The sequence below is a fragment of the Noviherbaspirillum sp. genome (assembly GCF_035944575.1).
Lineage (GTDB): Bacteria > Pseudomonadota > Gammaproteobacteria > Burkholderiales > Burkholderiaceae_D > Noviherbaspirillum.
In genome coordinates, this window is the sequence record NZ_DASZBA010000171.1 from 1 (window position 1) to 24,470 (window position 24,470).

The 24,470-nt window shown below is 61.6% G+C and carries 22 protein-coding genes and 1 pseudogene; 12 read left to right on the top strand and 11 right to left on the bottom strand.

The genetic code is table 11. The annotated features are described in order from the left end of the window. The 4 genes from VGU61_RS12210 to VGU61_RS12225 form a co-directional block, all read left to right on the top strand. On the top strand, positions 1 to 396 hold a 396-nt coding region (locus VGU61_RS12210; protein ID WP_326859403.1), incomplete at its 5' end, for a hypothetical protein. Then, positions 393 to 1,760 (top strand): DUF3131 domain-containing protein, encoded by a 1,368-nt coding sequence (locus VGU61_RS12215; protein ID WP_326859404.1) that lies wholly within the window; start codon positions 393 to 395, stop codon positions 1,758 to 1,760. The genes VGU61_RS12210 and VGU61_RS12215, both read left to right, overlap by 4 nt. Next, positions 1,757 to 3,193 carry a DUF3131 domain-containing protein gene (locus VGU61_RS12220; protein ID WP_326859405.1) on the top strand — a complete coding sequence of 479 codons (1,437 nt, stop codon included), beginning with the start codon at positions 1,757 to 1,759 and terminating at the stop codon, positions 3,191 to 3,193. Before VGU61_RS12215 ends, VGU61_RS12220 begins: the two co-directional genes overlap by 4 nt. Then, positions 3,187 to 4,632, top strand: a complete 1,446-nt coding sequence (locus VGU61_RS12225) for a DUF3131 domain-containing protein (protein ID WP_326859406.1) — start codon at positions 3,187 to 3,189, stop codon at positions 4,630 to 4,632. The genes VGU61_RS12220 and VGU61_RS12225 overlap by 7 nt, the downstream gene beginning before the upstream one ends. 7 nt (positions 4,633 to 4,639) lie before the next feature. On the opposite strand, the gene VGU61_RS12230 is transcribed toward VGU61_RS12225, so the two are convergent. From VGU61_RS12230 to VGU61_RS12245, 4 genes are all read right to left on the bottom strand, one after another. After that, the gene (locus VGU61_RS12230; protein WP_326859407.1) at positions 4,640 to 5,365 is read right to left on the bottom strand and encodes a family 16 glycosylhydrolase; all 726 of its coding nucleotides are present in this window, start codon (positions 5,363 to 5,365) and stop codon (positions 4,640 to 4,642) included. Positions 5,366 to 5,562: 197 nt separating this feature from the next. Next, a complete protein-coding gene (locus VGU61_RS12235; RefSeq protein WP_326859408.1) occupies positions 5,563 to 6,279 on the bottom strand; it encodes an rRNA pseudouridine synthase in 717 nt (238 codons plus the stop codon). Between the two features lie 210 nt (positions 6,280 to 6,489). Then, the gene (locus tag VGU61_RS12240) at positions 6,490 to 7,947 is read right to left on the bottom strand and encodes an aldehyde dehydrogenase family protein (protein ID WP_326859409.1); all 1,458 of its coding nucleotides are present in this window, start codon (positions 7,945 to 7,947) and stop codon (positions 6,490 to 6,492) included. Positions 7,948 to 8,217: 270 nt separating this feature from the next. Further along, the gene (locus VGU61_RS12245; protein WP_326859410.1) at positions 8,218 to 9,327 is read right to left on the bottom strand and encodes a Zn-dependent alcohol dehydrogenase; all 1,110 of its coding nucleotides are present in this window, start codon (positions 9,325 to 9,327) and stop codon (positions 8,218 to 8,220) included. A gap of 222 nt (positions 9,328 to 9,549) precedes the next feature. Here VGU61_RS12245 and VGU61_RS12250 point away from each other — a divergent pair, with 222 nt between their 5' ends. The 3 genes from VGU61_RS12250 (at position 9,550) to VGU61_RS12260 (ending at position 13,518) form a co-directional block, all read left to right on the top strand. Beyond that, the gene (locus VGU61_RS12250; RefSeq protein ID WP_326859411.1) at positions 9,550 to 9,747 is read left to right on the top strand and encodes a hypothetical protein; all 198 of its coding nucleotides are present in this window, start codon (positions 9,550 to 9,552) and stop codon (positions 9,745 to 9,747) included. A 275-nt stretch (positions 9,748 to 10,022) separates the two neighbouring features. Next, positions 10,023 to 12,788, top strand: coding sequence for an ATP-binding protein (locus VGU61_RS12255; protein ID WP_326859412.1), 2,766 nt, complete (start codon positions 10,023 to 10,025; stop codon positions 12,786 to 12,788). Between the two features lie 10 nt (positions 12,789 to 12,798). Then, entirely contained in the window at positions 12,799 to 13,518 is a 720-nt protein-coding gene (locus VGU61_RS12260; RefSeq protein WP_326859413.1) for a haloacid dehalogenase type II, read from the top strand. Between the two features lie 27 nt (positions 13,519 to 13,545). Here VGU61_RS12260 and VGU61_RS12265 read toward each other — a convergent pair whose 3' ends face one another. Both VGU61_RS12265 and VGU61_RS12270 read right to left on the bottom strand, forming a co-directional pair. Next, positions 13,546 to 13,911, bottom strand: a complete 366-nt coding sequence (locus tag VGU61_RS12265) for a hypothetical protein (protein ID WP_326859414.1) — start codon at positions 13,909 to 13,911, stop codon at positions 13,546 to 13,548. Positions 13,912 to 14,494: 583 nt separating this feature from the next. Continuing rightward, on the bottom strand, positions 14,495 to 15,346 hold the full coding sequence (locus VGU61_RS12270) for a DUF4198 domain-containing protein (protein WP_326859415.1): 852 nt from the start codon (positions 15,344 to 15,346) through the stop codon (positions 14,495 to 14,497). 147 nt (positions 15,347 to 15,493) lie between these two features. Here VGU61_RS12270 and VGU61_RS12275 point away from each other — a divergent pair, with 147 nt between their 5' ends. Beyond that, positions 15,494 to 15,796 (top strand): zf-TFIIB domain-containing protein, encoded by a 303-nt coding sequence (locus VGU61_RS12275; RefSeq protein ID WP_326859416.1) that lies wholly within the window; start codon positions 15,494 to 15,496, stop codon positions 15,794 to 15,796. 10 nt (positions 15,797 to 15,806) lie between these two features. On the opposite strand, the gene VGU61_RS12280 is transcribed toward VGU61_RS12275, so the two are convergent. After that, positions 15,807 to 16,970 carry a mechanosensitive ion channel family protein gene (locus VGU61_RS12280; RefSeq protein WP_326859417.1) on the bottom strand — a complete coding sequence of 388 codons (1,164 nt, stop codon included), beginning with the start codon at positions 16,968 to 16,970 and terminating at the stop codon, positions 15,807 to 15,809. A gap of 488 nt (positions 16,971 to 17,458) precedes the next feature. On the opposite strand from VGU61_RS12280, the gene VGU61_RS12285 reads away from it, so the two are divergent. Together VGU61_RS12285 and VGU61_RS12290 are read left to right on the top strand one after the other, a co-directional pair. Beyond that, positions 17,459 to 17,800 (top strand): hypothetical protein, encoded by a 342-nt coding sequence (locus VGU61_RS12285; protein WP_326859418.1) that lies wholly within the window; start codon positions 17,459 to 17,461, stop codon positions 17,798 to 17,800. 51 nt (positions 17,801 to 17,851) lie between these two features. Further along, positions 17,852 to 18,535, top strand: coding sequence for an SDR family oxidoreductase (locus VGU61_RS12290; protein ID WP_326859419.1), 684 nt, complete (start codon positions 17,852 to 17,854; stop codon positions 18,533 to 18,535). Between the two features lie 31 nt (positions 18,536 to 18,566). On the opposite strand, the gene VGU61_RS12295 is transcribed toward VGU61_RS12290, so the two are convergent. Then, positions 18,567 to 19,142, bottom strand: a complete 576-nt coding sequence (locus VGU61_RS12295) for a hypothetical protein (protein ID WP_326859420.1) — start codon at positions 19,140 to 19,142, stop codon at positions 18,567 to 18,569. 182 nt (positions 19,143 to 19,324) lie between these two features. Here VGU61_RS12295 and VGU61_RS12300 point away from each other — a divergent pair, with 182 nt between their 5' ends. Then, positions 19,325 to 19,534, top strand: a complete 210-nt coding sequence (locus VGU61_RS12300; RefSeq protein ID WP_326859421.1) for an oxidoreductase-like domain-containing protein — start codon at positions 19,325 to 19,327, stop codon at positions 19,532 to 19,534. Between the two features lie 13 nt (positions 19,535 to 19,547). On the opposite strand, the gene VGU61_RS12305 is transcribed toward VGU61_RS12300, so the two are convergent. Together VGU61_RS12305 and VGU61_RS12310 are read right to left on the bottom strand one after the other, a co-directional pair. Beyond that, on the bottom strand, positions 19,548 to 20,258 hold the full coding sequence (locus VGU61_RS12305) for a glutathione S-transferase family protein (protein ID WP_326859422.1): 711 nt from the start codon (positions 20,256 to 20,258) through the stop codon (positions 19,548 to 19,550). A 24-nt stretch (positions 20,259 to 20,282) separates the two neighbouring features. Further along, positions 20,283 to 21,356, bottom strand: coding sequence for a patatin-like phospholipase family protein (locus VGU61_RS12310; RefSeq protein WP_326859423.1), 1,074 nt, complete (start codon positions 21,354 to 21,356; stop codon positions 20,283 to 20,285). Between the two features lie 316 nt (positions 21,357 to 21,672). On the opposite strand from VGU61_RS12310, the gene VGU61_RS12315 reads away from it, so the two are divergent. Next, positions 21,673 to 23,721 (top strand): PAS domain S-box protein, encoded by a 2,049-nt coding sequence (locus VGU61_RS12315; protein ID WP_326859424.1) that lies wholly within the window; start codon positions 21,673 to 21,675, stop codon positions 23,719 to 23,721. 381 nt (positions 23,722 to 24,102) lie between these two features. Here the strand turns inward: VGU61_RS12315 and VGU61_RS12320 are convergent. After that, a pseudogene (locus tag VGU61_RS12320) lies at positions 24,103 to 24,470 on the bottom strand (hypothetical protein); the annotation flags it as partial.

A 24,470-nucleotide genomic window follows, 5' to 3' on the forward strand; every position in this document is an offset into this window, starting at 1 on the left:
GTGGCGTTCATGGTCGGCATGTGGGGCGTCAGGTCATGGGAAGGAAAGGCATCCTACCTGTCGTTCTTTTCGATCAACTTCCGTGCGCTCTGGACCGTGCTGAAGGGAGAAAAGATCAAGTTTCCGGTGACACCCAAGGAGCGCCAGGAGGGCGACTTCCTGGCGCTGGTGATTCCGCAGATCACCGTCATCGCGCTCACCGTGGCCGGCATCGTCTACGGCTCCTACCGCGTCTTCGCGCTCGGGCACAGCAACGAATTGCAAAGCCTGGTCGTCAATGCGGCCTGGGGGCTGAACAACATCCTGGTGATGCTGCCGATGATCAGGGCGGCGCGGTGGAAGCCACCGGAAGAGGAGCGGCAATTGGTTGAATTCGAAACGGCGAGGGCAAGGTGAATCGGGAGAATCTGTTAAGGGCACGCAGCAATATCATTTTCATCCTCGCGCTGGCGGTCGGCTTCGCGCTCATCATGTGGATCGAGCGCGCCAGCGTTCCACCCGCCGCCGCCAAGGCGGCGGGCATCACTACCACTGCAGCCAATGCCGCAACCACGCAACCGGTGACATTCAGCCCGGATATACCGACGCAGCCGGAGCCGAGGCCGCTCGACAAGCGGGAGATCGAATGGGCGCGGACCGCATGGAAGTACTTCGAGAACAACATCAACCCGAAGACGGGGCTGGTGCATTCGGTCGACAAATACGAAGCGGCAACCATGTGGGATACGGCGTCCTTCCTCCTTGCGCTGATATCGGTCGAGCGACTCGATCTGCTGCCGCAGAAGGAGTTCGATGCCTTGATGGGCAAGGCGCTGCAATCCCTCGGCCGCATGCCGCTGTACGATGCCGCCTTGCCGAACAAGTCCTACAGCACCGCCGATCTTGCCATGGTCGACTATGCGGCAAAGCCGTCGCCCAACGGCATCGGCTGGTCCGCCATCGACATCGGCAGGCTGCTGGTGCCGTTGACGATCGTGGCATGGAATTATCCCGAGCATACCGACGCGGCGCGGCGCGTCATCGCCCGCTGGTCCCTGCAGCGGCTGACGCGCGACGGCGTATTCATCGGGGCGCAGGTCGGCGACGACGGCAAACAGTCGCTGCTGCAGGAAGGCCGGCTCGGTTATGAGCAATACGCGGCGAAGGCAGCGCAGTTGCTCGGCATCGATGCCGCCGAAGCGCACGACTACCGGGCGCAACTCGCCTATGCGGAGATCGGCGGCATCCAGGTGCCGCACGACCGGCGCGATGCCCGGACGATGGGCGCACATAACTATGTCCTCAGCGAACCTTATGTGCTCGACGGCCTGGAGTTCGGGTGGGACCGCATCTCGCGCGAGTTCGCGTGGCGGGTCTACCGGGCGCAGGAGGAGCGCTTCCGTGCCACGCGGCTGCTGACCGCCGTCACCGAAGACCATGTCGACCAGGCGCCGTACTTCGTCTACAACACCGTCTTCAGCAATGGCAAGCCATGGAGCACCATCACCGAGAAAGGCGAGGACGCGTCGCGCCTGCGCAGCCTCAGCGTCAAGGCGGCCTTCGGATGGTATGCGCTGTACCGCACCGATTACACCGAGAAGCTGATCGATGCGGTGTCCGCGCAATTCGACCCGGAGCGGGGCTGGTACGCCGGCATCTATGAAGAGACCGGCGCGGCCAACAAGGCGATCACCGCCAACACCAATGCGGTAGTGCTGGAAAGCCTTGCCTTCATCGCCACCGGCAAGCTGATGTCATATCGCCAGGAGAACAAGCAATGAAGCGGCCAGACCTGCGGATCTTGATCGCCGCATCCATCGTTCTCTTGAACGGCATCGGCGCCGCGCAGGCGGCTTCCTGTACCAAGGGGGAGCTGCCCGCCGCGCGCTATCCGCAGCGCTCCGGCCCGCTCAACGAAGCGGAGATGACCATGGCGCGCAACGCATGGAAATACTTCGAGAACAATCTCCAGCCCGAATCCGGCCTGGTCAATGCGGTGGATGGATATCCGTCCACCACCATGTGGGACACCGCCTCCTACCTGGCCGCCATCGTGGCGGCAAACGACCTCGGCGTCATCGACCGCGAACAGGCGCGCAAGCGCATCGGCGCGGTGATCGCCACCTTCAACCGCATGTCCTTTTTCCGCGACGAGCTGCCGAACAAGGTGTATCACGCGAAGACCGTCGAGAAGGCGGACTACTCGAACAAGCCCGGCGAAATCGGCTTTTCCGCCATCGACCTCGGACGCCTGCTGATCTGGCTGAAGATCGTCAAGGAGCGCTATCCCGAGCATGCGGACGGCATCGACCGTTTCGTGCTGCGCTGGAAATTCGACAAGATCGTCGACCGTGCCGGGACACTTTACGGCGCGCGCGTCGACGACAAGAACCGGACCGAGTATGTGCAGGAAGGCCGGCTCGGCTACGAGGAATATGCGGCAAAGGGATTCGAGCTGTGGGGCATCTCCACCGAACAGGCCTCGCGGCCGGAACCCTACGAAACGATCTCCACCTATTGCGTCGATGTGCCGTTCGATTCCCGCGATCCGCGCAAGACGTCGCAGCACAACTACGTGGTGTCGGAAAGCTATGTGCTCGATGGCATCGAATTCAACTGGGATCTCGCCCGCGACCGCGATACCGATGACCGCCGCCACAGCCATGAATGGATCGTGCGGTTCGCCCACCGCGTGTACCAGGCACAGGAGAACAGGCACCGGGAAACCGGCATCCTGACGGCCCGCTCCGAGCACCAGCTCGACCAGGAACCGTACTTCGTGTACGACACCGTGTATTCCGACGGCTACGCATGGAACACCATCACCGACACCGGCAAGCACGTGCCGCAGTTCGCCGCCGTCTCGCTGAAGGCGGCGCTGGGCATGTGGGTGATATGGAAATCCGACTACACCGATCTGCTGTTCCGCACCATCGCAACCGCCGTCGATCCGGCGAAAGGCTACTACGAAGGCATCCTCGAAAACGGCAAGGGGCCGATCAAGACCTTCACCGCCAACAACAACGGCATCATGCTCGAAGCGCTGCTCTACAAGGCCAAGGGGAAAATCCTGAAATGGGGACCGCGCCGCGAAGGTCTGTGGGAGAAAACGTTTAACCAGCCATATGGCAATGATGCCCAGGCCCGGTTCAGTCTCCGCAAGGCGGAGAATTGCGTTCCCGGCGAACAGGGCGGCGAGGCGAAGCCATGCTGAGCGGAAGCCGGCGCACCACCGGTTTAGGAAAGCGTGCGGCACATGCCGCAGTGATCGGCGCACTGTCGATCAGCATGATGCTTGGCGGCTGCGGCATCGTCGCCCGGCAGGCATCGTCGATCGCCGACTACAACCTGCACGCCGGCCAGATCGGCCGTTACGGCAAGCTGACCGAGCAGGAAATGCAGTGGGCAAAGACGGCATGGCGCTATTTCGAGAACAACACCAACCCGGACAACGGCCTGGTCAACTCCTTCGACCGCTACCCGACCTTTTCGATGTGGCATGTCGCCGACTACATGGCCGCGCTTGCGGCGGCGCGCGATCTTGCGGTGATCGATGCGCGCGAGTTCGACTACCGCATGTCGCGGCTGCTGAAGTTCTTGAACAGCATGGACCTCTCGGAAGGCAGCGTGCCAAACAAGCTGTACAACTCCATCACCGGAAAGATGGTGAACTACGCCAACCAGCCGGAGGACATCGGCTGGTCGGCCGTGGAGACGGGGCGGCTGCTGACCTGGATGAAGATCATCGGCGTGCGCTACCCGCAATACCGGGAGTACATGGACAAGGCGGTGCTGCGCTGGAACTTCTGCCAGGTGATCGACGACTGCGGCACGATGTACGGCGCATCCCGCAGCAACGGTCAGCGCCAGCGCTACCAGGAAGGCCGGCTCGGCTATGAGCAGGCCGGCGCGGCCGGCTTCGCCGCATGGGGCTTCGATGCATCGCGCATCTGGCGCGCACCGCGCGTCGAGACCGTCACCATCCTGGGCGTCCCGGTGCAGCACGATGCACGCGACCCGCGCACCACCGGCGCCCCGAACGCCGTCATGACGATGCCGCATGTGCTGCTCGGGATGGAGTATGGATGGCGTTATCCGGGCGATGCAGGTGCAGCGGGCGGCGTCGACCTGCGCCAGCTCGCCGAACAGGTTTACCGGGTGCAGGAAACCCGCTACCGCCGCGAAGGCATCCTGACGGCGCGGACCGATTACCAGATCCGCGAGGCGCCGTATGCGGTGACGGACACGGTCTTCGCCGCCGGCTATCCGTGGAACACCCTCGGCGCCGATGGCAAGGAGTATGAGAAGCTGGCGCTGGTATCGACCCGGGCCGCATTCGGCATGTGGGTGCTGTGGCCGGGCGACTATACCGACCGGCTGATGCAGTCGGTGCAAACGCTGCGCAACCCGGAACGCGGATGGTACGAAGGACGCCTGGAAAACAGCGGCGCGGCACTCGAAACGATCTCCTTGTCCACCAATGCGATGGTCCTGGAGACCCTGCTGTTCAAAGTGCGCGGCCAGCTCTATCCAGGCGAGGCCGCACCGGGTTACTTCGAGCGCCGCCTTTCGGATCCGTTCGAGCGGACGGTGCAATGCCTGCCGCAGGAACGCGCGATGTGCAAGCCGGGTGAGGGCGTGGCGCAGCGCTGATGAATTGTTACTGCCCGATCCGGACCATGCTGTACTGCGCCTTGCCGCTGGTGCCGTCGTAATAGCCGGGGAAATGAAGCGCCGAATCGAGATTGTCGCCATACCAGGCGTTCATCATCAGCTTCATCGGCGCGGCGAGCGTGACGTATTCCCGTCGTATCTCCGTCCACCGGCCGGTGTCGTCCATCACATGCCAGACGATGGAGTCCGGCCGCCATGTAAAGCTGTACTGGCGGCTGCGCTGGTAGGGGTCGATGCCGAGAGCAGCCAGGTCGACATCGACCGGATACTGCCTGCCGGCGATCCAGTAATTCGTGTGAAGCAGCGACGTGCCGCCGATGAATTCGATATCGATTTCATGGTGGGTCGATGTCGCCGCCGCGCCGTCGTACAGGAAAAAGGAACTGACGGAGCCGGGGACATTGGCGGGTTTCATGTCGACGACAAATCGGCCGTATTGCCAGGATCGCCTTGTGCGCACCTCCGCGCATTTGCCCGAGTTGCCGCTGAAACCGAGCGAAAGTGCGCCCTTGCCCCGGGATACTTCCTGGTTGGAAAACGTGCATCCGAAAGGATGCCCGTTCACCCACGTTGCGATTTCCCATGCATCACCGAGTCCGCCTTTTCCGCTGAAATCGTCGAAGAACAGATTTGTCATTTGCGCATTTGCATTCAACCCTATCGTCATGCCCAGCACCGCAAGCAACGCCTTGATGTTGGTTTTTGCCGCCATGCCCGTCTTCTCCCGATCGCCTTGTATGGGTGATAAGCGTCACCGATAAACATGATAGTGGTTTCCGCCTGGAAGCAAAACAAGGAAGACACAGTTCGGGGATCAAAGAAGGAACAACATCGTCAGGCGGAAAAAAAGTGAACCGAAGCCACGTGATACGTTGCCTTCGCGATGCGCAATGCCGGCGAAACAGCTGTTCAGAACCGCTCGTGGTCGTGCAGAAAGCGCCACCGCCCCTGGGGCAATCCTGCCATCGGCACGCGACCGATGCGAAGGCGTTTCATCGCCGTCACCTGCAGCCCCACCTTCGCGCACATATGGGAAATCAATCCGCGCGGCGGTGATTTGAGCGCAAAACGCAGCCGGTGCTCGCTCTGCCAGCTGACCTTGATCGGCGGCAGCGGCTTGCCATTCCAGCTCAATCCGTGATTCAGCAATGCCAGTCCGTACGGCGCAAGTTCGCCCGTGACGTCGACGATGAATTCATGTTCGACCTTTGCCGCATCGTCGACCAGCTTGCGCTTGATGCGCCAATCCTGGGTGAACACCAGCAGGCCGCTGGCTTCCGTTTCGAGGGCATCGGTCAGGGTGAGGCTGGCGACATGGCGTTTCAACAGCCGGACGCCGGAACGATCGCCGGCGTCGCGCAATGCAGGGGTGAGCAGCTGCGCCGGATCGATAGCGAGCGTGTCCATGCCAGCAGGCTTGTGAAAGAGAAACGTCACTGGTTCAGGCGGCGTCGGACTGGCGTCCGGCAACAAGGCAATGGTCTGCTGTGCTACCCGGAATCCGGGTTCCTCGACGACGACGCCGTCGACGGTCACCCAGCCGCCCTCGATGTATTGCTCCGCTTCGCTGCGTGAGCATGCAAACAGTTCGGCAACGCGCTTGGAAAGACGGACGGATTCGGTCATGGAAATGTGGCGGCGAAAGGAGGACCGGACATTGTACGCACTAAAATCTTGCCGGTTTCCGTTGAAGGCATCATGGTCGGATGCCAACAGGGCCGGATGAGGCATTGGCGAGGGATGCGCATGCGGCAAGCCTTGCGCCGCATGCGGTTTGGTGCAGGGGCGACGCCGGCGCATGCGCTGCGCCAGCTTCGCTGTGACGGTGACACTCGCTTAGTACGGCGCCTTCGACGTCAGGCTCGCCGCATTCGGCTTGAACTGCAGCGACTTGTACTCGAGGAACTCTTCCATTCCATACGGCCCCATCTCGCGTCCGCGGCCGGACTGCTTGTAGCCGCCGAACGGCGCGAACAGGTTGAACGAGCCGCCGTTGATGTCCACCTGCCCGGTGCGCAGGCGCTTGGCCAGTTTCTGCGCGCGCTCGTCGCTGCCGGCCCAGACGCCGCCGGCCAAGCCGTACAGCGTGCCGTTGGCGATCCGCACCGCTTCGTCTTCATCGCGATAGGTGATGATGGACAGCACTGGCCCGAAGATCTCTTCCTGCGCGATCGTGCTGTCGGGCTTCACGCGGCCGAAGATGGTCGGTTGCACGTAATACCCTTTCGGCAGGTCGGCAGGCGCATCCGGTCCGCCGCACAGCAGTTCGGCACCTTCGTCGATCCCTTTCCGGATATAACTGCGCACGCGCTCGCGCTGCGCCTCCGAGATCAGCGGGCCGAGCTTGGCACTGCCGCCGAAGGGATCGCCGATGGTGAAGTTTTTCGCCACTTCCACTGCGATTTTCGCCGCTTCCTCGTAGCGCGATTCAGGCACCAGCATGCGGGTGTGCGCGGAACAGGTCTGGCCGCTGTTGAGGAAGCAGGCGGTGACCGTACCCTTCACCGCGGTCGGCAGGTCGGCGTCGTCGAGGATCACCGAGGCGGATTTGCCGCCGAGTTCCAATGCGACGCGCTTGATGGTGGCCGATGCCACTTCGGAGATGCGCTTGCCAGCGCGGGTCGATCCGGTGAAAGACACCATGTCGACATCCGGATGGGCCACCAGCGCCTCGCCGATCACCGGGCCGACACCGCTGACGAGATTGAACACGCCCGGCGGCACACCGGCGGCGTCGATGACTTCGGCAAGGATGAAGGCATTGAGCGGCGCGACTTCCGACGGCTTGAGCACCACGGTGCAGCCGGCCGCCATGGCGGCGGCGACCTTGGCGGCGATCTGGTGCAGCGGGTAATTCCACGGCGTGATGCAGGCCACCACGCCGACCGGTTCGCGCACCACGCGCGAATTGCCCGTCACTTCCTCCCATTCGAACTCGGTCACCATCTTCGCGTAATAGCCGAAGTTGGCGATCGGCGAGCCGACCTGGATCTGGGCCGACAGCTTGAGCGGCATGCCGACCTCGCCGGTGATGGTCTGCGCAAGTTCTTCGCTGCGCGCCTTCAGGCCCTCATGGATCTTGCGCAGGAAGCCGGCGCGATCGCCCGGGGGCGTGGCGCTCCAGCTGTCGAATGCAGCACGGGCGGCGGCTACCGCCGCGTTGGCGTCCGTCTCGTCGCCCTCGGGGATGGTGGCCATGACTTCTTCGGTCGAGGCGTTGATGACGGGGATGGTATTGCGACCGGATGGAGTGACCCATTGGCCGTTGATGTAGAGCTTGTCGCGGTTTTGCATGTTGTTTGTCTCCAGAGGAATCAATACTTGATCGAAGGTTGGGCCGGAGTGCGGATTGCTCCTTCCCCCTCGCACGGAGAATGGGGGATGGGGCGGCCCGCGTAGGGGTAGTGAGGTCGGGCTAATACATACGATTGCTCAACCTCACTACCCCCACCCTAGCCCTCCCCCTGATAGGGGGAGGGGACCGTCCGGTGTAAAAGTTGTTGCAGTTTCACTGGCTGGAAGATACTGAACGGATAGGCTCAGTCTCGACTTACTTCAGATTCGCTAATCAAACACAATCACCCCGCGCGCATTACGCCCGGCGGTCATATCCGCGAACGCCTGCGGCGCTTCATCGATCGTATAAGTACGGGTGATCAGTTCATCGAGCTTCAGGCGATGCGCACGATACAGGCCGATCATGCGCGGGAAGTCCTCGCGCGGACGGGCGGAGCCGAAATAGCTGCCCGTCAAGGTCTTCTCGCCGAAGGTCAGCGAGGCGGTACGGATCGACGTCATGTCCTTCAGTCCCGCGACACCGACCACCACCGCCTTGCCGCCCTTGCGCAGAACGCCGTAGGCCTGTGCCGCGATCTCGCCGAGGCCGACGCATTCGAAGGCGTAATCGGCGCCGCCTTCGGTGAGCTTGGTGATGGTCTTGACGACGTTTTCTTCGGTTTTGCTGTTGACCACGTGCGTGGCGCCGAACTGGCGCGCCATTTCCAGCTTGGCATCCGACGTATCGACTGCCACGATCATGCGCGCGCCGGCGATGTGGCAGCCCTGGATCGCGTTCAAGCCAACGCCGCCGCAGCCGAACACCACCGTGATCGAGCCGGCATCGACCTTCGCCGTATTGACAGCCGCGCCGACCCCGGTCATCACGCCGCAGCCGATCAGCGCGGCTTTGTCGAGCGGCATCTGCTGGTCGATCTTGACGACGTTGTCGACATGCAGCGTCGCGTACTCGGACATGACGCCGCAGCCCGAGAATACGTGCAGCGGCTGTCCGGAGAGATCGCGGGTGCGCAGCGTGCCGTCCGGCAGGGTGGTGGCCGCCTTTGCCGCCTGGTCGCACAATTGCGGACGGCCGGTCTGGCAATAGCGGCATTTGCCGCACATGCTGACGAAGGAACTGACCACATGGTCGCCGACGCGGTAGTCGACCACGCCTTCGCCGACCGCCACGACCGTTCCGGCACCCTCATGGCCGAGGATGACCGGCGGCGGGAACGGGATGGTGCCGTTGGTGGCAGACAGATCGCTGTGGCAGACGCCGCAAGCCGCCAGTTTGATCATCACTTCACCGCGGCGCGGCGGTTCCACCAGAATCTCTTCGACTGTTACCGGCTGATTGATCTCGCGGCATACGACGGCTTTCGATTTTTGCTCCATTCCTTACTCCGTTCTGCACTGTGAAATTAAGTTTTGGTTTTGGATCAGCATTGTTGCATGAGACTTCATTGCCTGCACTTGTTTCCACTAGGAAATTACTCCCATTTACATGGGATGGCGGAGGCCCTGAACTAGGACTACCATGGCGCCCACTCGTATCCGTACGTGCCGATTGTTTGTCCAAAAAATCCAATAAAAAGGCATCTTCATGAAAGTCAGCACATGAGCATCAAGGAAGGCATTGCCCTGATGCTGCTCGTCATTGCATTCGGCACCGCACCGCTCTCCTATTTCATCGGCTGGCCGTGGGGCTGGCTGGCGCTTGGCGCTGCGTTCCTTGGCGTTGCTTTCATCATTGCCGAACACCGGCCCCGGTCGCGAAGCCGCACCGGAAGTGCCCCCGATGTCACCGACTGCTAGCGATCGCCCGGCATTCACCCTCCGCAGGATGGCATCAGGTCGCCCTCATGCTGAAATAACGCAACTTCCCGCAGCGTTGCTGGTCCATGCCCTGGGCAATTCGTTGCCGCCCGCGAAAATGTCCGTCCGCCGAACCGGCGGTTTCCAATAGCATAAATAATCGACAATTCCCGTCGACGGCCACTCCCGACTGACCCCGCGTTCCCATGGGGTAGACTGTCGTTTCTCTTCCTGTTTGCTGCAAAAAGATGTCTTTTTCCTTTCCTGACCCATCATTGTCAGCGCGATTCGGGCTTGCCGCCTTGTTCGCCGGCATTGCTGTCGGACTGCAATGGGCGATCCAGCCGTTTGTCGGATCGCGAATCCCGTTTCTTTTTATCCTGCCGATGTTGTTGCTGGCCGCTAATCTGTTCGGGCGCGGCCCGTCGTTGATCGTGCTGTTGGCCGGCCTTGTCAATGCAGCTTATCTGATGATGCCGGTCGGCCAGATGAACGTGGCTGCCTTGCCGGACCGCATCGCGCTACTGGCATATGTGGTGGTTGGCATCGTGCTGGTATTTTTCGGCGGTCGCATGCGGCTGGTGAGCGATCGCGCCGCCGACGCCGAACGTCGCCTGGGGCTGGCGCAGGAAAACACCGGCGTCGGCCTGTTCGAAATCGACCTCGTTGAGCGGACCATTTTCGCGTCGCCCGCGTTGTGGCGGCTGGTCGGCCGTAAGCCGGGGCACACCAGCCGGAGCGAGACGATTTCGCTCGACGAGTGGAACGCCGGACGCATCCCGGCCGAAGTGGAGGAAGGGCGCGCCGCTCTGAAGAGCAATATCGACCGCGGTGTCAGTGTCTACGAGCGCGAACACCGGGTCAGGCTGCCCGACGGCGGCATGCGCTGGCTGATGTCGAAAGTGCATATCGAACGAAACCCGGAAGGCCGCGCGGTCCGGCTGCACGGAGCGTCGGTGGATGTCACCGAACGCAGGCGGACCGATGATCTTCTCGCCCAGACCCGCGCCGAGCTGCAGCAGCAGGTGGCGGACCTGCAGCGGCTGCATGCATTGAGCAGCCGGCTTCTGGAATTGACCGACATTCCGAGGCAGTTGCATGCCATCCTGGAAACAATGGTCGATCTGCACGCCAGCCAGGGAGGAGCCGTCATGCTGTGCATGCCCGACGGCGGGCCGATGGAGATCGGCGCCGTTGCGGGGCTGTCCGAAGCGCAGACAGGCACTTTGAAAACGCTGCTGGACGAAAGCACTCCCTGGCACGTTGCCAGCACGGAGCGGCGGCGGGTGGTGCAGGACGACGGCGATGCGGCATTTCGCCCTCTGGCCGGTGCTCTGGGCCGCCGTGGCGTGCATTGCACGCCACTTGCCGGGCCCGGAGGCGAGATCCTCGGCGTGATCATGCTCTTCTTCGAGGCGCCCCGTCGTCCGGATGAACGCGAGATCAGACTGGCCGACATCTGCGCCAGGAAAGCAGCGGTATTCATCGAACGTTTCCGTGCGCAGGTCATTGCCAGCGAACGCGACCAGCGTTTCCGCGTTGCGCTCGAATCCTCGGCCGTGCCCTTTACCGTGCTGACGCCGGTGCGCAACCGGCAAAGCCGGATCGTCGATTTCAGATGGAGTTATATCAATACCGCCGCTGCACGGACCATAAATCGTCCGGCGGCGGAGCTGACGGGCCGGCGTGTGCGGGAAGTGCTGCCCGGCACATGGGACGAACCCGGGCTGTTCGACGCCTACGTCGCGGTGGCGGAGCAGGGTGTGACGCGCGAGTTTGAATTGCGGTCGGAAGCCAACGGCATCATCGGCTGGTTCCATGTGGTCGCATCGCCACTGCAGAATTCGGTTGCCGTCTGGTTTGCCGATGTCACCGACCGCAAGCGGCAGGAGCATGCGCTGCGCGAAGCCGACCAGCGCAAGGATGAATTCCTCGCCACCCTGGCGCATGAACTGCGCAATCCGCTCGCTCCGATCCGTCAGGCGGCGTTGATTTCGAAGTCGCCCACCGCGACTGAAGCGCAGAAGCGCTGGAGTCATGACGTGATCGACCGCCAGGTGCAGCACATGGCAATCCTGCTGGACGATCTGCTCGATGTGTCACGCATTACGCGCGGCAAACTGCATCTGCGCAAGGAACGCACCGAACTCGCCGCAGTGATCGAAGCCGCGGTCGAGACTGCGCGGCCGCTCATCGATCTCAAGCATCACCATCTGATCATCAATTTGCCGCCGCGGCCGGTGCACATCGACGCGGATCGCCTGCGGCTGGCGCAGGTACTGGCGAACCTGCTCACCAATGCCGCGAAATACACCGACACCGCCGGCCGGATCACCATCGATGCGGAAGTGCAGGACAGCGAACTGATGATCCGCGTGACGGATAACGGAATCGGCATCCGTCCCGACGCGCTTGCCGAAGTGTTTCAGATGTTCACCCAGGTCAGGCCTTCGCATGAGCGCGCCGGCGGCGGACTCGGCATCGGCCTGGCGCTGGCCCGCGCGCTGGTGGAAATGCATGGCGGGACGATCGTGGCGAACAGCAGCGGCCCGGGACAGGGCAGCGAATTCGTCGTGCGCCTGCCGGTCCTCGCTGCCTGGGAAGCCGTCGCGGCGCCTGCCGCACCGGCCCACGCGGTACCGGCATCGGTGGCACCCTTGCGCATACTGGTCGCCGACGATAACCGCGACGGCGCCCAGACGCTCGCCACCTTCCTGCGCATGGATGGTCACGATGTCAGGGTCGGTTTCGACGGCGAGGAAGCGCTTGCGGCATTTTCCGATTTCCGGCCGCATGCGGTACTGCTCGATATCGGCATGCCGAAGCTCACGGGCGACCAGGTGGCGCGCCGCATCCGGGCGCTTCCCGAAGGCCGGGATGTAATGCTGATCGCCATTACCGGCTGGGGGCAGGACAAGGACAAGCAGCAGGCGCTGGATGCCGGCTTCGATCATCACCTGACCAAGCCGGTCGATCTGCATAAACTGGCCAGCCTCATTGCCACGGCAAGACCGGCCACGCCGGCATCCACCATTCACTGAAAGGCCAACCATGACGTCGTCTTCCTCCCTGTCCGCGATCAAGATACTGGCATTCGATGTCTTCGGCACGGTGGTCGACTGGCACAGCGGCATCGTTCGCGCGGTCGATGCGATGGGTCTGGGCGTCGACGGCAATGCGTTTGCCCTCGCATGGCGGGATGGTTACCAGCCGGCGATGGCAAGGGTGATGTCGGGAGAACTCGGCTGGACCCGGGTCGATGAGCTGCACAGGATGATTCTCGACCGGGTGCTGGAGGAATTCGGCGTCAATGCGTTGACGGAAGAGCAGAAGCGCCATCTCAACAAGGCCTGGCACCGGCTCGACGCCTGGCCCGATGCCATCGAAGGCATGACGCGACTGAAAACCCGCTACATGGTGTGCTCGCTGTCAAACGGCAATATCGGGCTGCTGGCCAACATGGCGAAATATGCCGGGCTGCCGTGGGACTGCATCCTCTCGGCGGAAGTGTTCCGCGCCTACAAGCCTGATCCGTCCACCTATCTCGGCGTCGCCGCCACGTTCGACGTGCAGCCGCACGAGGTGCTGATGGTAGCCACTCACAGGGATGATCTTGCCGCCGCGCGTGCCTGCGGATTGCAGGCTGCCTATATCGAGCGGCCGTTGGAATTCGGCGCTGGGCGGACGAAGGACGATTCGCCGCAGCCGGGCAATGCGCTGCATGTGAGCAGCGTCATCGAACTGGCCGAGAAGCTCGGCTGTGCCGGCTAGGGGCCGGCACCTGCATTACCTTTCCACTTACCAGGCCGCGCCCGGTTGCCGGCCGCCGCCTTCCTTGCGCGCCGCCGCATCGCCCTGGTAATCCTCGTCCATCAGCACATTCTCTTCTTCTGCCGCCGCCTGCGCATCGGGCGGCAGTTGCTCGTGCATCCTGGCGCGTTCCAGCAGGACGGCGACATTGCCGATCTTCTTCTCCACCGTCGCCGACAGGGTATCGATCGTCAGCGGACTGGGCAGCAGAAAGTCGCAATCGTTTGCCGCCGCCACGAGCGGATCATTCTCGCCAAGCGCGGTGCCTGCAGGCCGGCGATCGGACCGCAGGCGCTCGGAAAGACGGTGCAGTTTGTCGGATAGACCTTCCAGCTGGGAAACACTGATCGACATGTCTTGCTCCTCTAGAATCGGATGACATACGACCATATCACCGGCTTATCGAGCTGTCGTTGAGGTGGGTGAAACCGGGTGGCGATGAGAGCGGGATTTTGTGCGTTTTATTTCGCCATCGTGTGAACGATTGATGCGATGACGAATTCGATTCGGCATGCCGCATTGCAGCGGAAGCCGTGTTTTATTCGGAAAGATTGAGCAGCGCGACCGGGTCGTCACGGGACAGTCAGCGCTCCCAGTTTTACAGGGAGCACCCTCTACGGCTGCCGACTACAGGGAATGACCGTGCTCCCCACTGATCGCTCGGCGCATACCAAACAGGCGATGAATATGCCGGTATGGTTTATTCGGCATCATTGCCAGGTGGTTTTGGAATAGGCGGCATGGGCATGCCGCCACCGCCCGGGATAGTCAATGTGTTCTTAGCCATTTTTGCTCCTTTATCAAGTGGAACCAGTTAGGTGGTTGTGCATGCCGATGTTGCCGGCATACATTGATGAGTGAGCGTACTGTGGCGGCGGTTCCATAATTTATTTCGAGATGCCGATGGAAGTCCGCGGCAACGCTTTTCAACAGCCTGCTAGCGCCGCCTGTCGCCTGCCAGGTCGAACGTCAGGTTGCCCCAAAAGCTGTCCCAGTCGATATCCGGCGTGTCCGTGGTCGCGATCATGTGCACCGCGCTTACCATCCATGTGCCTGCGTAGGGCAGCGAGAAGGCCACCTTGCCTTGCGCGTCTGTGCGGGCACGGATGATCAGCGTCTGGTCATTTTTCGGCTTTCCGTCCTTCCTGTGCCAGGCTTTCACCAGAACGCCGGCGAGCGGCTTGCCGTCGAAGTAGAACTGAAAATCCAGTGTGCCGCCGGCGCGCTGCGCGAGCGGATCGGCCAGTGGCACGATCTCCAGCCGCTGGCCGGTGCGGGTTGCATAGGTGCGGTCGGATTTGCCGTCCGCATTGCTTCCCACCCGCAGCAGTGTCTTCACATGCCGCCGGTAGCGCTCCCGTCCTGGCGTCGCTGCGGTGCCATCGGCTTCGCGCCGCTTGATGATGTCGTCCAGGCCTTCCTCCCGCAGATAGGCATGGAACTTGTCGCCCGACAGCGCCACCTGATTCGGATGGCTGTTGAAAGCGATCAGGTGCGTACCGGCGGTCCGCGGAACGAGCTGCAGGCCGGGACGGTTCTCTTCGGTCGGCACCGTGCCCATCAGGTCCGTTGACTTGCCGCTGCTGTATTGCACCAGGCCGGCGACGTAAGGTCTGGTGAACGGAACCGGATCGCCTTCGAAGTATTCGCCGACATGCAGCGTAAGGCGCACCGGGCTGCCGGGTGCCGGGGAGAAACGGTCCGGCAGCATCCAGAATTCATGGGCTGCGGCGGGGACGGACAATAGGAGTGCAAACAGGGCGGGGAAAGCGCGGAACCGGTTCTTCATCGGAGCGGAGGTCCAGAAAGGGAAGTATGCCGCCGATTATAGCTTCGGCGCATGCTTCATCCCTTGGCCTGCCGCTTTGCGGCAAATGACCATGCCGGCGGCGCGCGCTTGCGATACAGTGGCGTTTTGAGATGAAAGGAGTTGGAGATGCAATGTCCCGTATGCAATCAGGTAGCCCTTGTCATGTCGGAGCGCCAGGGTATCGAAATCGATTACTGCCCGCAGTGCCGCGGCGTATGGCTGGATCGCGGTGAGCTCGACAAGATCATCGACCGTTCCGTCAGTACGCCGCAGGTCGCGGTGCCGCAGCAGCCGCCTTCCTATCCGCCGCAGCAGCCGTCCTACCCGCCCCAGCAGCAGGGTTATGGCGGTCACCAGCAACCGTATGACAGCCGGTATCACAAGAAGAAAAAGCGCGAGGGATTTCTCGGCGATCTGTTCGATTTCTGACGGTGACGGCTCAGCGTCCGCCGAGGCTGACATGACGAACGGGCGGCGCCGGCGGTGCAGAGGTCGAATCGCGGTGTTGATCTTCGACGACCTCGGTGCGGACCCTCGGCAGATATTCCGGAAATTCGCGCTGGATGAAATCGATCAATCCTTCGCGCACGAGGCAGCGCAATTCCCATGACCGTCCGGCATCGCCGGCGCTGACCAGGATGCGCAACTGCATCGCGCGATCCGTGGCATCCACCACCTGCGTCTGGCACAGTCTTCCATCCCATTGCGGCGCACTGCGGCAGATGCGCTCGGCTTCCTCGCGCACCGCCGCAACCGGCAGGCGGTAGTCGGCCCATACCAGCACCACGCCGAGAATCTCGGCGCTGGTGCGGGTCCAGTTCTGGAACGGGTTTTCGATGAACCATTGCAGCGGAACGATCATGCGGCGCTGGTCCCAGATCCGCACCACCACATAGCTGCCGGTGATTTCCTCGATGTGACCCCATTCGTTGTTCACGATCACGACGTCTTCCAGCCGGATTGGCTGCGATAGCGCGATCTGCAGGCCGGCCAGCAGGTTGCCCAGCACCGGCTTGGCGGCGAAGCCCACCACGAGTCCGGCCACGCCGGCAGAGGCCAGCAGGCTGGTGCCGATCTGGCGCAGCACCGGCAGGGTGGAACAGGCGGCACCGATGCCGATCAGAAGGATGATTCCCATGACGGAGCGCGCCAGTACCTTGGTCTGGGTTTGTATGCGGCGCGCATGCAGGTTGTCGGGCGAGTCCGCGGGATTGAGTTCGATGATGCTGTGGGAAATGGCCCGGACGCAGCGTATGCCCAGCCAGGTCAGCGATGCGATCAGGCACAGCGCGCCGATATGCAGCACTGCGGACACGCCCGGCAGCCGGTCCGGCGCGTTGCGCAGGATGATCTGCGCGATAAGGAAAAACATCGCAGCCCAGGCGGCACGGTGTCCGTATTGCACGAGCCGGCGCGAATACGGGAAAGGCTGCGCAATCGGTTCGAGGATGGAGGTCGCAATCCGGTGAATGATTACCGATGCGATGAAGCCGATAGCAAGCTGCACGATGACGCCGACCCAAGGCAATTCATTGAGCAGCACCATCCATGGCAAGGTTGCATAAAGCAATGTTTCGGCCCAGCCGGACACGAATTCTTTCATGGGGATCGAATGTGATATTGCGCCTCGGCATTAAAAGGCCGGGCGTTGTTTGAAGAGGCGATTGAAAGTCGCTGACGCCGCAAGCGACGGACCGATGCGTCAGCACACCGCCTTTGTGCTGATAGCGTTTAACCCGGCAAGTTCCGGAAATCCGGGCGCAGGGAAAACCTGATGGGTGGAGTTAAGCGCTGCGGAAAAAGAAATCGCGGTCATGCCGCGATTTCTTGTATTTCGTAATCCCGCCGAGGGATGTTTTTCAGAGCGCTTTGGCGTAATACAAGGCGGGGAAAGCCATCGCGGTCCAGAATTCGACCGAAGCGTTGATCAGATATTCGTTGTAGGACATGGCGCTTGTGTAGGGATACATCATGGTGACCTCCGTCAATGGAATTGCACTGTAACAAGCGTTAGACCACATTGGTTTGATAACGATCAATGAGATTGCGTAAGTGAAATTTTGCTAACTTTTAATCCGGTTTGCCAACGGCATGAAAACCAGTTCCGTAAAGAAATATCCGTCAACCCCCGACGGGCGCTATTTTGTCGTGCGCGGCCGATTATGGCGAAGCGCCAATCCGGCATTGACTGAGGAGGAACGGGTTCGGCTGACGCTCCGGCTGATGGCGGCACGGCGCGCAGTCGGCAAGGCGTTGCGGGACGATGACGCGGAAGCACTTAAATCAGCGCGAGCAGATGTGAACGCGGCGAAGATTGCCCTGGGAGAACGCGGCCCGGTATGGTGGGATGACGGCATGCCCGACTACAATCGCCATCTGGCAAAGAACACGCCCTATGCCGACTGGCATGCGCGCCTGACCGAAGACGCTTGAAAAATAATTCCGCCGCTGCAGGCGGCGCACACGACACAACTGGAGACAAACATGAACGCATTGAATTTCGCCGGGAAGCGCATCCTCGTCACGCAGTCGAACGACTTCATGGGCCCGGCCCTGTGCGAAGTGTTTCGTGAACTCGGTGCGGAACTCATCGCCGATCCGCGCCCTCTTCTCGATCCGGCGCTGCCGGCCGCGGTGATCGGTGAGGCGGGCCATGTCGATGTACTGGTCGCGAATCTTGCGGTGCCTGCGCCGAGCACTCCGGTGACCGCGGTCGATGACGCGGAATGGAGCCATGTGTTCGGGCATATGGTTGACCCGCTGCCGCGCCTGGTGCGCGCGGTATTGCCGCAAATGACCGCGCGCAGATCCGGCAAGATCCTGGTGATCGGCAGCGCATCGGCATTGCGCGGCATGAAGCGCACCTCCACCTACAGCGCCGCGCGCGGCGCACAGCTCGCCTATGTGCAGGCGGTGGGCGTCGAAGTCGCGCCGCACAATGTGCATGTCAATGCGATCGCCCAGAATTTCGTCGAGAACCCGACCTATTTCCCGCCGGAAGTGCAAGCGAACCCGGCCTTCCAGGAAAGACTGAAGCGCGAAGTGCCGCTTGGCCGGCTGGTCACGCAGAAGGAGGATGCGACGTTCGCCGCCTACCTGTGCAGCGATGCTGCCGGTTGTTTCGTCGGCCAGGTATTTCCGGTGTGCGGCGGCTGGGTGACCCGATAAGGAGCCGGCAGCCGCCGTTCATCGGCGGTAATCAGTAGCGGTTGCGCTGCGACATCCTGCCCAGTGCGATCGCCAGCGCGGCACCACCCAGGGCCTTCACCAGCTGGGGATTCTGCGCATAGAAGCCGCTCATCTTTTCGATGATGCCGGGGTTTTCCTGTTCGGCGCGGGCAGCCAGTTCCTGCACCTGCTCCGGACTCAGGTTCTGCACCTGCTCGGGGGTCAGCTCAACACGCTGGTCATCGCCGCCGCCCTGATTGAGCAGGCCGGCGAGCGCGCCCATCCCACTCATTCCACTCATGCCACCCATGCCTCTGCCGCCACCAAGCACCGAGGCCAGTACCGATGGTCCGACAGCACCCAGCAACTGGTTCAGCATACCGGTGCGCTGGTGCGTATCCGCCTGGCCGAACAGCTGTCCGACCATATGTCCGAATGGCGGCGTCTGGTCCGAGCGAAATGCTTCCGCCAGTCCATCCCGCATGTCTTCATGCTGCGCATGCTGTGCGATATGGTCAAAGTCCTGCTCGACCTGTTCCGGATATTGCGATGATGTTGCGCCGTTGTATTGTCCCAATATGCGACCGATATCGAAGCCTAAGCTCATGACGTTCTCCTGCAAGACTAAGGCCTCATGTGACGGCGCCGCCGGATCAAGGTTCCGCCGGCAGGCCGTATTCCAGCCTGGCAAGCGGGAAGGGCGCCATGCACGACATGCGACGGGCCCGTCCGGCTTGCAATCGATCCGGCGCGCGCCATAATGTTTGCCACTCTCCATTTCCAGACACCATGCCTGCCCGACCCGAGAACAATGATCCACGCCCTGTCGCCCCGCGGCGACCGGGAAACGACGAATGCTGCAGGAGCGGCTGCTCGCCCTGCATATTCGATCTGTACACGGAAGACCTGGCGCTTTACGAGACTGCGCTGCGTGCATGGGAAGAGAGACAGGCCTCACTAAAGACCGCGAAGACGCCACGCGCACGCAAAGGCCGGTAAACGCATCCGGGCATCAGACGCCGGACTGGCGCGACTGGCCCGTTTCCACCATCTTGCGGGCCTGCTCCGCAAACTCGCGCGCTTTGTCGCCGCCGGCCGTGCCGAGATCGAGAGAGGAGGGTGGCGTGATGATGCCTTTCCGGGCGGCGGGGCGCGCGCCGATGGTATCGAGCCAGCGCTTCAAATGAGGCAGGTCGTCGATCTCCACGCCCGACCAGCGATGCGTGCGCACCCATGCCCAGTTGGCGATGTCGGCGATCGAGTAGTCGCCGGCCAGGAATTCATGGTCCTTCAACCGTCCGTCGAGCACGCGGAACAGTCGCCTGGTTTCACCCTGGTAACGGTCGATCGCAGGCTGTATCTTCTCCGGAAAATACCGATAGAACACATTGGCCTGTCCCATCATGGGTCCCACGCCGCCCATCTGGAACATCAACCATTGCATCACCAGCGACCGGCCCCTGGCATCGCCCGGCATCAGACGGCCGGTCTTTTCCGCCAGGTATATCAGGATCGCCCCCGATTCGAAGACCGGAAAATTATCCGCATCCGTATCCACGATCGCCGGAATGCGGCCGTTGGGATTGATTGCCAGAAACCAGGGCTGCTTCTGTTCGTTGTCCGGCAGGCTCAGGGTGTGCAAGGTGTACGGCAGCGCGAGTTCTTCCAGTGCAATCGAGATTTTGTGGCCGTTCGGTGTGGCGGCGGTATAAAGGTCTATCATGTCTTTTCCTTTGTCGTTGCAGGCTTATTCCATCCCCTGCCGCGCGGCACGGGCAATCGGCCCGCCGCCCTCGGGTGCACCTATGGCGGCGGTATCAAGAGTCGATCTCCTGTCGAGGTGGTCGAAGTTTTCCGCCAGCCACGCGTCGGTGGCGCGGAAGCCGATGTCATGCAGATGGGTGAGGAACTCCCATTCGCTGTTGAGCTTGCTGGACACGCCCAGGTCCTGCAACTCCGCTTCGGCGCTAATGCGGTGCAGCCGCATGTCGGAGAAGCGCTCGAGTCCGAGGCTTTCGTCATCGACCAGCTTCTTCAGCAGGAGGATGCCGTTGATCTCTTTGATCAAACTGGCGTTGAAGGTGATTTCGTTCAGACGATTGACGATCTCGACCGCAGTGCGTGGCAATTCCTGGCGTGTGATCGGATTGATTTGAACGATGATTAAATCATGTGCGCTCGTTTCCTCGATCAGCGGCAGCAGCACGGGATTGCCCATGTAACCGCCGTCCCAGTAGGCTTCGCCATCGATTTCGACGGCGCGGAAAAGCTGGGGCAGGCAGGCCGACGCCATCACCGCATCCAGCGTGATTTCCGGCCTGCGGAACGTCTTTGCCCGGCCCGTGCGCACATTGGTGGCGGAGATAAACAGCTTCAACGCATCGCATGCCCGCACGCGCTCGAAATCCACCTGTTCCGCCACGAGGTCGCGCAGCGGATTGATGTCGAGTGGATTGAATTCGTAGGGGGACCATAGATTGGAGGCGAATCCGAACAGCAGATAACCGGGGGAATTGTCCAGCGACCAGCGGCCCAGCATGCGGTCCAGCGGCGATCGCCGGATGGGGCTGAAGCGCCCGGCATCGCTGACCGCCTTCCAGAATTTGTGCAATGCGTCGCGCGCGCCCTCCCTGCCGCCGCCGCGTGAGAGACCGTCGGCCAGCACCACCGCATTCATCGCGCCGGCACTGGTGCCGCTGATGCCATCGATGTCGAGCCGCTCGTCGGCCAGGATGCGGTCTAGCACGCCCCAGGTGAACGCACCATGCGAGCCGCCGCCCTGCAGCGCGAGGTCGATCGATTTGGTGTTTTGATCCGGCAAGGTACCTCCGTTGTATTAATGCCGCACTGCGGGATGAATGCAGGCGTCAGGATAACGCAGGGAGCGCACGTCTATCCCATGCGCCCATCTAACATCTATATCGAATTTTTCTATAACCGCAACGGCATGGGATGGGGGTACTTGAACCTATAATAAGTTCCCTGAGAAATCAGGAACGGTATCGATGCCGGCGCGTCAAAATGCGCATGAGGAACATTGGCATGCATCACGGCAACAACCAGCGAACCGGCATCCAGCAGGCACATCACGAGCACACAACATCCACCACGGCGGTACCGGAAACAAGGCGCCTTATATGAGCGAACAGCACAGAACTATCGCTGCTGGATTGGAAAAACACAAAGAACTGGAAATCTATCGGCGCATCTTTTATGCGTCTCCCGATTACATCGCCTTCAGCCGCCTGTCGGATGGAACGTACATCGACGTCAATCCCGGCTTTGAGCGCCTGCTCGGCTACCAACGCGCCGATGTCATCGGCCGAACGTCAGCCGAAGTCGGCATCTGGCCCGACGAAGATCCGAAGCAGCGGGCGGTGTATGTCGAAACGCTGCGGCGGGACGGCATGGTGCGCAACTATCCCGGCCGGCTGCGTACCGCCGCCGGCGACATCATCGATGTCGAAGCATCGGCCAATGTGGTGGAGATCGATGGCGAACAGATCCTGGTGGTGATCGTGCGCGACGTCACCGAGCGCAAGCGGGCGGAAAAGATATCGCAGGACAATGCGGCTGCGCTGCGCGAACTCAACGATACGCTGGAACAAAGGGTGCGGGAGCGCACCGCGCAATTGCAGGCAAGCGAAGCGCGCATTCGTTCCATCTTCGAAACCAGTTATCAGTTCATGGGCCTGCTCACGCCGGAAGGCGCGCTGCTCGACGCCAACCGGACGTCGCTGGAAATCATCAACTGCCCGATCGAGAAACTGGTCGGCCGCCCGTTCTGGGAAACGCCGTGGTTCAAGACCATGCCCGACATGCCGGAAAAAGTGCGCGAGGCGGTCATGGCTGCCGCCCGGGGTCAAACCACGCGCCAGGAGATCGCGGTCGATCTGCCGGAAGGACGCCGCACGTTCGACTTCTCGATGCGGCCGATTCTCGATACCGCAGGCCGTGTAACCGCCATCGTGCCGGAAGCGATGGAGATTACCGAGCGCAGGCTTGCGGAAGAAGCGCTGCGCCAGGCACAGAAGATGGAAGCGGTCGGCCAGCTGACCGGCGGACTGGCGCATGACTTCAACAATCTCCTCGCGGGCATCGTCGGCAATCTGCAACTGCTGCGCGTGCGGATTGCGCAAGGCAGCACCGAATCGCTGGGTCGCTATGTAGACGCCGCCGAATCCGTCGCCGATCGCGCGGCGACGCTGACGCACAGGCTGCTCGCCTTTTCGCGCCGCCAAACACTCGATCCGCGCGTCACCAATGTCAACGACCTGGTGGAATCGATGTCCGAACTGATCCGCCGCACGGTCGAGCCTGCGGTGCAGGTCGATATCCTTCCCGCCGAAGACGCGTGGAATACCTTATGCGATCCGCATCAGCTGGAAAGCGCGCTGCTCAATCTGGCAATCAATGCACGGGATGCGATGCCGGGCGGCGGGCGGCTCACCATCGCCACCAGCAATGAAGTGCTGTACCGCTCGCAGGCCGCCGCGCATGAAGGCGTTTCGCCCGGCGAGTACGTCACCATCAGCGTCATCGATACCGGCACCGGCATGTCGCCGGAGGTTGCGGCGCGCGCCTTCGACCCGTTCTTTACCACCAAGCCGATCGGGCAGGGGACGGGGCTCGGGCTATCGATGATCTTCGGATTCATCAAGCAGTCCGGCGGGCACGTGCGGCTGCATTCGGAGCCTGGTGCGGGAACCACCATACGCCTGCATTTGCCGCGCCATGCCGGCCCCGCGCAACCGATTGCGACCGCCGCGCCATTGACGGCGTCCGTGCCGGCGCCGCACCGCGGCACCGTGCTGGTGGTCGACGATGAAGCGCCGCTGCGCGCGATCCTGACCGAGATGCTGGCCGATGCGGGGTACATCGCGCTGGAAGCATCGGATGCGCCGTCCGCACTGCGGATACTGGAATCGCCGCAGCATATCGACCTGCTGGTCAGCGATGTCGGCCTGCCGGGAAACATGAACGGTTTCCAGATGGTGGATGCCGCGCGTCGCATCCGCCCCGATCTGAAAGCGCTCTACATCACCGGTTATGCGGAATATGCCGCAGCGGCGGACAGCCTCAGGCAGCCGGGCACAGAGCTGTTGTCCAAGCCGTTCGCATTGGCTGAGTTCGGGGAGCGGGTGGCAGGAATGCTGGCTGCCGAGGTGGAAGTGAAAAGCGAGTGAGAGCCACGTCAGCTTTTCCGCTTTATCTTCATGCTGTCGTACTGTCTGCGCTGCGCCTGCTGCCGTTTTTCTTAGATCAGCTCGTATGCCGCCTTACCGCATACGGCTATTGCTGGGTTCAATTGGCTGCGTTCTCTTTCACTGTATGTCGTGTGGCTGGTGCTAAATTTTTTGCGTTGGTAGCCCGGCGGTGTGTGCGGTTCAAGCGCTGTTGATTTGAAACTTGATTTGGCCCTCCCTTTAGTTGAATTGCGGGTGACGAACTGCTCGTTGATGTCCTGCACATGCTTGCGGGTGTTGTCAGAAGCATGGTTTATCCATACGCTCCCTAAGTCGCTTAAATCACAATGATCAGACCGTGCCCAGCCTTTGAGAATTCGGTTACTTGGGATTCTTAACGTTCTTTAACCGCTCTCGCAAGTTATATTCTGCAACGGAAGCCACGCTTTCAATAGAATCAGTGGTTAAACTCCTTACAAGTTCGAGAGGAATTTTTTGATTAGCGGCAATTGCTATGCGCACCGTCTCGTCTTGGTCTCTTGCAAGTAGCGGGAACAAGTCGGGAACTAACCGTCGCTTTTGTGCAATTAGCGAACGCACAGTCGCATCATCAAAAGAAGCGAGAATCTGCATAACTTCCTCTGGAATTGTTCGATTTTGCGCAACGTCAATTCGTCTTTCCGGATAGTTTTCGATGACTTCAACCCATATCTCGAGTGCTGCATTATCCGATAAAGTTTTGTTAATTT